6 protein-coding genes are annotated in these 8,178 nt (G+C 67.7%); all 6 read left to right on the forward strand.

Translation table 11 applies throughout. The annotated features are described in order from the left end of the window. Positions 1 to 156: 156 nt before the first annotated feature. The 6 genes from AOM05_RS03865 (at position 157) to AOM05_RS03890 (ending at position 7,883) form a co-directional block, all read left to right on the forward strand. Positions 157 to 864 (forward strand): L-ribulose-5-phosphate 4-epimerase, encoded by a 708-nt coding sequence (locus AOM05_RS03865; protein WP_062290926.1) that lies wholly within the window; start codon positions 157 to 159, stop codon positions 862 to 864. Further along, positions 865 to 2,379 (forward strand): L-arabinose isomerase, encoded by a 1,515-nt coding sequence (araA, locus tag AOM05_RS03870; protein WP_062519561.1) that lies wholly within the window; start codon positions 865 to 867, stop codon positions 2,377 to 2,379. Between the two features lie 343 nt (positions 2,380 to 2,722). Next, positions 2,723 to 3,892, forward strand: coding sequence for a multiple monosaccharide ABC transporter substrate-binding protein (chvE, locus tag AOM05_RS03875; RefSeq protein ID WP_062519562.1), 1,170 nt, complete (start codon positions 2,723 to 2,725; stop codon positions 3,890 to 3,892). An 82-nt stretch (positions 3,893 to 3,974) separates the two neighbouring features. Continuing rightward, positions 3,975 to 5,534 carry a multiple monosaccharide ABC transporter ATP-binding protein gene (gene mmsA / locus AOM05_RS03880; RefSeq protein WP_062519564.1) on the forward strand — a complete coding sequence of 520 codons (1,560 nt, stop codon included), beginning with the start codon at positions 3,975 to 3,977 and terminating at the stop codon, positions 5,532 to 5,534. Next, positions 5,531 to 6,709 (forward strand): multiple monosaccharide ABC transporter permease, encoded by a 1,179-nt coding sequence (gene mmsB, locus AOM05_RS03885; protein WP_062519565.1) that lies wholly within the window; start codon positions 5,531 to 5,533, stop codon positions 6,707 to 6,709. Before mmsA ends, mmsB begins: the two co-directional genes overlap by 4 nt. Positions 6,710 to 6,869: 160 nt before the next feature. Beyond that, positions 6,870 to 7,883, forward strand: a complete 1,014-nt coding sequence (locus AOM05_RS03890) for a LacI family DNA-binding transcriptional regulator (RefSeq protein WP_062519567.1) — start codon at positions 6,870 to 6,872, stop codon at positions 7,881 to 7,883. Positions 7,884 to 8,178 lie beyond the last annotated feature (295 nt).

Below are 8,178 nucleotides of genomic sequence, written 5' to 3' on the forward strand. Positions count from 1 at the left end.
CGGCCCGGACCGGGCCGGTATGTTAACGTTAAAACCATCCACCGACACGCTGCGGCAAAGGGGCCTGACCACGGAGCGGAATCCGCTCGCGCGGGTGGACCCCTGCGGCAGCCGACACCGGCCAGGGCGGCCGCAGAGAGGCAAGGAGACCCACCCGTGACAAGCTTCACCCCCGAACAGGTCAGCGCGATCCGCGCGAGCCGCGAGAAGGTGGCTCGCCTCCACTCCGAGCTCACGCGCTACAACCTGGTGGCGTGGACGGCCGGCAACGTGTCGGAGCGCGTGCCCGGCACCCAGCACTTCGTGATCAAGCCCTCGGGCGTCGACTACGACGACCTGTCCGCGGACAACATGATCCTGTGCGACCTCGACGGCAACGTGGTCCCCGGCTCGCCCGGCTCGGACCGCAACCCGTCCTCCGACACGGCCGCCCACGCGTACGTGTACCGCGCGATGCCGCACGTCGGCGGCGTGGTCCACACGCACTCGACCTACGCGACCGCGTGGGCCGCCCGCAACGAGCCCATCCCGTGCCACATCACGGGCATGGCGGACGAGTTCGGCGGGGAGATCCCCGTGGGCCCGTTCGCGATCATCGGCGACGACTCGATCGGCCGTGGGATCGTGCAGACCCTCGAGGGCCACCGCTCGCGCGCGGTCCTCATGGCCAACCACGGCGTCTTCACCATCGGCAAGGACGCGCGCGACGCCGTCAAGGCCGCCGTCATGTGCGAGGACGTCGCCAAGACCACCCACATCGCCCGCCAGGGCGGCGCGCTCGTTCCGATCCCGCAGGACAAGATCGACGCGCTCTTCGACCGCTACCAGAACGTCTACGGCCAGAAGCCGCAGGGAGGCATGTAAGTGAGCAGCATCGTTCCGAACCTCGCCGAGTTCGAGGTCTGGTTCCTCACCGGATCCCAGACCCTCTACGGCGACGAGGTCCTCAAGCAGGTCGCCGACCAGTCCACCGAGGTGGTCGAGACCCTCAAGGCGTCCGGCGACATCCCGGTCACCGTGGTGTGGAAGCCCGTGGTGAAGTCGCGCGACGAGATCCTCGAGACCATCATGGCCGCGAACGCCGAACCGAAGGTCATCGGCGTCATCACCTGGATGCACACCTTCTCCCCGGCGAAGATGTGGATCGCGGGCCTCAACGCCCTGCAGAAGCCTCTGCTGCACCTCGCCACGCAGGCGAACCGCGAGCTGCCCTGGGCGACCATCGATTTCGACTTCATGAACCTCAACCAGGCCGCTCACGGCGACCGCGAGTACGCGTACATCGAGTCGCGCCTCGGGGTCCCGCGCACCACCGTGGTGGGCCACCCGTCGACGCCGGCCGTGTCTGAGCGCATCGGCGTGTGGTCGCGCGCCGCCACCGGCGCGAACGCCGCGAAGAGCCTCAAGGTCGCGCGCTTCGGGGACAACATGCGGTTCGTCGCCGTCACCGAGGGCGACAAGACCGAGGCCGAGGTCAAGCTGGGCGCCCAGATCAACACGTGGGGCGTCAACGAGCTGGTCGAGCGCGTGGACGCGGTCACCGACGCCGAGGTCGACGCCCTGATCGAGGTCTACCTCGCCGAGTACGAGGTGGTCCCCGAGCTGCTGCCCGGCGGCGAGCGCCACCAGTCGCTGCGCGACGCCGCGGCCATCGAGGTCGGGCTCCGCTCCTTCCTGGTCGAGGGCGGCTTCGGCGCCTTCACCGACACGTTCGAGGACCTCGGCGGGCTCAAGCAGCTCCCCGGCCTCGCGGTGCAGCGCCTCATGGCCGACGGCTACGGGTTCGGCGCCGAGGGCGACTGGAAGACCGCGATCCTGGTGCACCTGTGCGCCGTCATGGGCGCGGGCCTGCCCGGCGGCTCCTCGCTCATGGAGGACTACACGTACCACCTGGTGCCCGGCGAGGAGCTGTCGCTCGGCGCGCACATGCTCGAGGTGAACCCCGCGCTGTCCTCGAAGAAGGCGCGCCTGGAGATCCACCCGCTCGGCATCGGCGGCAAGGAGGACCCGGTCCGCCTGGTCTTCACCGCGGACGCCGGCGAGGCCGTGGTGGTCGCGCTGTCCGACATGCGCGACCGCTTCCGCCTGGTGGCCAACGTGGTCGACAACGTCGACCTCCCCGAGCCCATGCCGCACCTGCCCGTGGGCCACGCGGTCTGGAAGCCTCGTCCCGACTTCACCACGGCCGTCGCGTCGTGGCTGCAGACCGGCGGCGCGCACCACACCGCGATGTCGACCCAGATCGGCGTGGACGTCATCAAGGACTTCGCCAAGATGGTGGGCATCGAGCTGCTCGTCATCGACGAGGACACCACCTACGAGGGCTTCGAGCAGCAGATCCGGTGGAACAACGCGTACTACTCCATGGGCGGTCGCTGACCCCACGGACGCGTGACGGCGCGGGTCCCGGCATCGCCGGGGCCCGCGCCTTTCTTCATGCCCGGGGACGATGCCCGGGCCGGGTCGATCTGTCCGGAACCGGCGCATCGTCCCCCGGGCCTTTGGTCCCGACGAGGGCCCGTTCGATTACCGACATCTGGTGTCTGAATACTGGAACCGCTCCCAGCCTCGGAGCAAAATTCCTGGTAGACCTATTTAATTCAAGGTCTGAGGCCCTTGTGATCGCATCGTGACGGAATGGGTTTGACTCGCCGTGTGAACGCAAACAAGATGTGAATCGCACGGTCCGCGACGGCGCGGACCGGTATCTCGAGGAGGAGATATGAAGTTCAGGAAGTTCCTGGCGGCCGGTGCCGGTGCGGCGGTCGCGATCAGCCTCGCCGCATGCTCCGGCGGTGGCGCGGGCAGCTCGACCGAGGAGTCGGCGTCCGGCGGTGCCGGTGGCGGCGCGGCCGAGGGCGGCACCGTCGGCGTGGCGATGCCCACCGAGACCTCCGAGCGCTGGATCGCTGACGGCGACGCCGTCAAGGCGGGCCTGGAGGAGGCCGGCTTCGAGGTCGACCTGCAGTACGCGGCCGACGACATCCCGACCCAGCAGCAGCAGATCGACAACATGATCACCAACGGCGTCAAGGCGCTGATCGTGGCCTCGATCGACGGCACCACGCTCTCGGGCCAGCTCGAGGCCGCCGCGGCCGCTGGCATCCCGATCATCGCCTACGACCGCCTCATCAACGAGACCGAGAACGTCGACTTCTACGTCAGCTTCGACAACTTCGAGGTCGGCGTGCAGCAGGCGACGTCGCTGCTCGTGGGCCTGGGCGTCCTGGACGCCGAGGGCAACGAGACCGGCGACGAGGGTCCGTACAACATCGAGCTCTTCGCGGGTTCGCCGGACGACAACAACGCCGGATTCTTCTTCAACGGCGCCATGTCGGTGCTCCAGCCCTACCTGGACTCGGGCGTGCTCGTGGTCCCGTCGGGCCAGACCGACTTCGACACCGTCGCCACGCTCCGCTGGCTCCAGGAGACCGCGCAGAAGCGCATGGAGGACATCCTCACCAGCACCTACGTGGGCACCGACAAGAAGGTCGACGGCGTGCTGTCGCCCTACGACGGCCTTTCGCGCGGCATCCTGACCGCCCTCGAGCAGACCGGTGGCTACCCGGTGGCCATCGCGGACGGCATGCCGATCGTCACCGGCCAGGACGCCGAGATCGCCTCGGTGAAGCTCATCGCGGACGGCACCCAGTTCGCGACGATCTTCAAGGACACCCGCAAGCTCGCCGACCAGTCGGTCACCGCCGCGATCTCCTACCTGAACGGTGAGGAGCCCGAGGCGAACAACACGACGGACTACGACAACGGCGTGAAGGTCGTTCCCTCCTACCTGCTCGAGTCGGACATCGTCTACGCGGACAACATCCAGTCGCTCCTCGTGGACTCCGGCTACTGGACGGAAGAGGAAGTGGCGTCGGGTCAGGCCTCCTGACGCGACCGGTGGCGTCGGCCCGCGAGGGCCGGCGCCACCACCCAGTCCTGTTTCCACCCACCATCACCATCGGAGGTGAGACATGCCGAAGCACATCCTTGAGATGCGGAAGATCACCAAGGTCTTCCCCGGCGTGAAGGCCCTCTCTGACGTCGAGCTCGAGGTCATCGAGGGAGAGATCCACGGCATCTGCGGCGAGAACGGCGCCGGGAAGTCGACGCTCATGAAGGTGCTCTCGGGTGTCTACCCGTACGGCACCTACGAAGGGGACATCGTCTACGACGGCGAGGTCCAGAAGTTCCACTCGATCCCGGACTCCGAGTCCAAGGGCATCGTCATCATCCACCAGGAGCTCGCGCTCATCCCGTACCTCTCGGTCGCGGAGAACATCTTCCTGGGCAACGAGCGCCGCGGCGCCGGCGGGATGATCGACTGGAACCTCACCAACCACGAGGCGGCCAAGCTCCTCGCCAAGGTGGGGCTCGACGAGAACCCCACGACGCCGGTCAACCAGCTCGGCGTCGGCAAGCAGCAGCTCATCGAGATCGCGAAGGCGCTGTCCAAGGACGTGCGGCTCCTCATCCTCGACGAGCCCACGTCGGCCCTCAACGACGACGACTCGGAGCACCTGCTCCAGCTCCTGCGCAACCTCAAGGAGGAGCAGGGCATCACGTCGATCATGATCTCCCACAAGCTCAACGAGATCCAGGAGATCTGCGACCGCACCACGATCATCCGTGACGGCCACACCATCGAGACCATCGACGTCGCGGGCCAGGCCGGCATCCAGGACCGCATCATCCGCGGCATGGTCGGCCGCGACCTCACCAACCGGTACCCGACGCGCGAGCACGTGGTCGGCGAGGAGCTGTTCCGCGTCGAGGACTGGTCCGTCTACCACCCGACTCAGCCGGGCCGCATCGTGGTCGACAACGCGTCCTTCAACGTGCGCAAGGGCGAGGTCGTCGGCATCGCCGGCGTCATGGGCGCAGGCCGCACCGAGCTGGCGATGAGCCTGTTCGGGCGCTCCTACGGGCGTGACATCACGGGCCGCATGTACATGCACGGCGAGGAGGTCAACGTCACCGACGTCTCCTCGGCCATCAAGCATGGCCTCGCGTACGCGACCGAGGACCGCAAGCGCTACGGCCTCAACCTCATCGAGGACGTGCGCCGCAACATCTCCGCCGCCGCCCTGTTCAAGCTCGCCAAGCGCGGCTGGGTGGACGGCAACAAGGAGATCAAGGTCGCGGAGGAGTACCGCGCCTCGATGAACATCAAGACGCCCACGGTCATGCAGACCGTCGGCAACCTCTCGGGCGGCAACCAGCAGAAGGTCGTGCTGTCCAAGTGGATCTACTCGGACGCGGACGTGCTGATCCTGGACGAGCCCACGCGCGGTATCGACGTGGGCGCCAAGTACGAGATCTACACGATCATCAACCGGCTGGTCGCGGCCGGCAAGGCCGTCATCATCATCTCGTCCGAGCTGCCCGAGCTGCTCGGCACGTGCGACCGCATCTACACCCTCGCGTTCGGCGTGGTGACCGGCGAGGTGCCGGTGGCCGAGGCGACGCAGGAGAAGCTCATGACCCTGATGACTCAGGAGAAGTCGACCAAGGACAAGGAGGTCCGGGCATGACCGGCACCGCAAACTTCCGGGAGCTGCTCACCCGCAACCTCCGGACGAGCGGCATCTACATCGCGTTCGTCGCCATCGTCGCGCTGTTCGCGATCCTCACCGAGGGTACGTCGCTCAGCCCGGCGAACGTCACGAACCTGGTGCTGCAGTACTCGTACATCCTGATCCTCGCGATCGGCATGGTGATGGTCATCATCGCCGGCCACATCGACCTGTCGGTGGGCTCGGTGGTCGCCGTCACGGGCGCCGTCTCCGCGGTGCTGGTCATCAGGAACGACATGCCCTGGTGGGTCGGCGTGCTCGCGGCCCTCGCCTGCGGCGTCGTGATCGGAGCGTGGCAGGGGTTCTGGGTGGCCTTCGTGGGCATCCCGGCGTTCATCACCACGCTCGCGGGCATGCTCATGTTCCGCGGCCTCACGCTGCTGGTGCTCAACAACGTGTCGCTCTCGCCCTTCCCGGAGCCGTACCGCAACATCGCGGCCGGCTTCCAGAACGGGTTGCTCGGCGGCAACGGCTACGACGTCTTCACGCTGGTGGTGTTCGGCATCGCCGTCGTGGGCTACGCGTTCTCCGCGTGGCGCACCCGCGCGTCCCGCATCGCCTACGAGCAGACGGTCGAGGCGTTCCCGCTCTTCATCGCCAAGCTCGTGGCCGTCGCGGCCGTGGTGATGTGGTTCGCCTGGCAGCTCGCCAACGCACGTGGCCTGCCGAACGTGCTGATCCTGCTCGCCGTCCTGGTGATCGCGTACTCGCTGGTCACCACCCGCACGGTGTTCGGTCGCCACGTCTACGCGATCGGCGGCAACCTGTCCGCCGCGATGCTCTCGGGCGTCAAGGTCAAGTGGATCAACTTTGGCGTCATGCTCAACATGGGCGTGCTCGCCTCGGTCGCCGGCATCGTGTTCTCGGCCCGTTCCAACGCGGCTCAGCCCGCGGCAGGAAACATGTTCGAGCTCGACGCGATCGCCGCCTGCTTCATCGGTGGCGCCGCCGTCACCGGTGGTGTGGGTCGCGTGACCGGAGCCATCGTCGGTGGTCTGATCATGGCCGTGATGTCCAACGGCATGCAGCTCATGGGCGTGCCGCAGTCGGTGCAGGCCGTGGTCAAGGGCCTGGTGCTCCTGCTCGCGGTGGCGTTCGACGTCTACAACAAGCGCCGCGCGGGCGCCCGCTAAGGGGATCGCGCTCACGAGGGGTCCCGGCATCGCCGGGGCCCCTCGTGGCATCTCTGCGTGGGGACGATGCGCGGGCGGGGTTGCGCTCGACGCTCCGCGAGCCGTTCACGCCGGGAGCGGTTCTAGTCCATACTCGGTAGCGAAGCGAGAAGAGGTACCAGTGACGAAGCTGCGAGGCCGCCGGCCCACCATCGACGATGTGGCCCGCGAGGCCGGGGTCTCCCGGGGCACCGTCTCCCGCGTCCTCAACGGCGGTCACTGGGTCTCGGACGGCGCGCGCGAGCAGGTCGAGCGCGCGATCCGCTCCACGGGGTACCGGATCAACCCGCACGCGCGGTCGCTCGCGACCAGCAGGACCGGCTCGGTGGGCTTCCTGCTGACCGAGTCGTACGAGCGGTTCTTCGCGGACCCCAACTTCCTGCAGATCCTCCGCGCGTGCGCGGACGCGCTCGCCGAGCACGGCATGACGCTCATCCTCATCATGGCGGACACGCTCGAGGAGCGGAGCCGCGCCACCGAGTACCTCACCAGCGGGCACGTGGACGGTGCGCTGGTGGTCTCCACCCACCGCGACAGCCAGGAGTTCCTCCGCACGCTGCTCGAGTCGCGCCTGCCGGTCATCTTCGCGGGTGTCCCGCTGGGCTTCGAGGAGCAGGTGGGTCACGCCACGGCGGACGACGAGGGCGGCGCGCGCGCCATGGTCGAGCACCTGCGCTCCAAAGGCCGCACCCGCCTGGTGCACATCGCCGGGCCGCAGGACACCTCCGGCGGCACATCGCGACTGCGCGCCTTCCGCGAGGTGCTGGGGGACGCGTACGCCGACGAGCTGGTGGCTTACGGGGACTACAGCCGCGAGTCCGGCAGACGCGCGATGCGCGAGCTGATCTCGCGCGAGGTGCCGTTCGACGCCGTGTTCTGCTCGAACGACCTCATGGCGGCGGGCGCGATGGAGGTGCTTGCCGCGGCGGGCATCGCTGTCCCCGAGGATGTCGCAGTCGCCGGCTTCGACGACGCGCCCGTCGCGCTGGAGACCAGCCCGCCTCTCACCACGGTGAGGCAGCCGTTCGACCGCGTGAGCGCGGAGATGGTACGGCTGCTGATCGACGAGATCGACGGTCGCCCTGCCGGCCGGGTCACCTTGCCAACCGAGATCGTGGAGCGCGGGACGGTCTAGGCGGCCATCCCGGTATCTACCAGGGGAGTCGGGTGCGACACGCCCGGGATCCCCGCGATTTGACGGTGCGACCGGGGGTGCGTAATGTATTCACCTGTTGCCGACAAGGAACGCGCCAGGCAGGGACTGAACAAGGACCTGCAGGAGACGCCCCGGTGACACAGATCCTTCACTGATGGCAGGTATTCCTGCTGTCCGGATGGGATCGATGACGAGCTTTCGATCGTTATTCTCTCGGCAAATACGTCCCCTGTGGCCGGTTTGACAAGAGGAAATGAAGAGAGTAAGTTAGAAG

The organism is Demequina silvatica, from assembly GCF_000971215.1.
Classification (GTDB): Bacteria; Actinomycetota; Actinomycetes; order Actinomycetales; family Demequinaceae; genus Demequina; species Demequina silvatica.

Excerpts from the sequence above, each read along its gene's own strand:
- chvE (WP_062519562.1), top strand. The coding sequence starts at position 2,723 with ATGAAGTTCAGGAAGTTCCTGGCGGCCGGTGCCGGTGCGGCGGTCGCG.
- mmsA (WP_062519564.1), top strand. The coding sequence starts at position 3,975 with ATGCCGAAGCACATCCTTGAGATGCGGAAGATCACCAAGGTCTTCCCC.
- mmsB (WP_062519565.1), top strand. The coding sequence starts at position 5,531 with ATGACCGGCACCGCAAACTTCCGGGAGCTGCTCACCCGCAACCTCCGG.